Source organism: Ruoffia tabacinasalis, assembly GCF_042652985.1.
In the GTDB taxonomy this organism is placed as follows: Bacteria; Bacillota; Bacilli; order Lactobacillales; family Aerococcaceae; genus Ruoffia; species Ruoffia tabacinasalis.
This window is the reverse complement of record NZ_JBHSHQ010000065.1, coordinates 1-1,069: the sequence shown is the minus strand read 5'-3', so window position 1 is coordinate 1,069 and position 1,069 is coordinate 1. Positions and strand designations below refer to the sequence as shown.

At 31.4% G+C, this 1,069-nt stretch carries 1 protein-coding gene and 1 pseudogene; both read right to left on the bottom strand.

Translation table 11 applies throughout. The annotated features are described in order from the left end of the window. Positions 1-236 precede the first annotated feature (236 nt). A complete protein-coding gene (locus tag ACFO5Y_RS10590) occupies positions 237-527 on the bottom strand; it encodes a hypothetical protein (protein WP_197105375.1) in 291 nt (96 codons plus the stop codon). Between the two features lie 230 nt (positions 528-757). After that, positions 758-994: pseudogene (locus ACFO5Y_RS10585) on the bottom strand (ATP-binding protein); the annotation flags it as partial. Positions 995-1,069 lie beyond the last annotated feature (75 nt).

The window sequence follows — 1,069 nt, the reverse complement described above, 5'->3', positions numbered from 1 at the left end:
TATTAAGTTTGATCAATGAGAGACCGGTAAAACATTGTATAGTATTTTACACAGGATTATGGACTTGATTAAATATCGAGATATCTTTATTAGTCTAAAAGATAAATAAGTATTTACCTATATTTAAAACATGATATCTAAGTATATAAAGAAATCCCTAGAAAAAACATATTATGTTTTTTCTAGGGATTTCTTTATATTTTTACAATTGACTATATCTTCGTTTAACTTAATAATTAAAGCGCATGATTATCATCATCTACTATTTTCTTAAGCTCGTTATGAAAATTTAACAATTTTTCAAAAAGTTCGTCAATATTCTCTGTTACTTTCTTTTCTTTCCTATTTTTATAAATAGTATAAGTAATTAAATTGTCCTCAATCTTAGGAGATAATATATCATGAACTAGTGAGGTTCTAAGGTTTTCCCAAGGCTGATCAGGTACAGGAACGCTAAAAAGTTTTCTAAATAATTTTTTCCTAGCCTCATCACTTCCCCTTAATATTTCATCAATTTCATCTTTCAATATTCTACTACTGAAACTGGTAACTTCAGTTTCATTTGGAACTTTTGACTACTGCCACACATTTGTACCACTGATGCCAACTTTCTTACCACTGTTTGCCAAAGAATGTACCACCTTTTGCCAGCTTAATGTACCACTAAAGAAATATCCCATAACCACTGTGATTTAAGTTAGTTATGGGATATCTTTACATAATCCATAGGATTATATTAGTTTTTCATAGTAATATCCTAGAAGTTATTGGATAAACCCAGTCGTTCACGCATAGATGTTTCACCATCGATAGTGATGGTGTAGGAATTATGAACAATCCGATCAATAACTGCTTCGCCTGTTGGTCCACCTCCCAACTTAGAATGCCATCCAGCAGTGTTGAACTGGGTACAGAAGATCGTAGATGTCGTCTTTTCCCTTTTTTCTATGATTTCCATGGTCAAGTATAGTTCTTCTTCTGTTAAGTCATGAAGAAGCCACTCATCTTATGGACAGAGATTTGTTATGTAAAGTTATTAATTATTATGTTGAATTCATAGGCTTTTCGT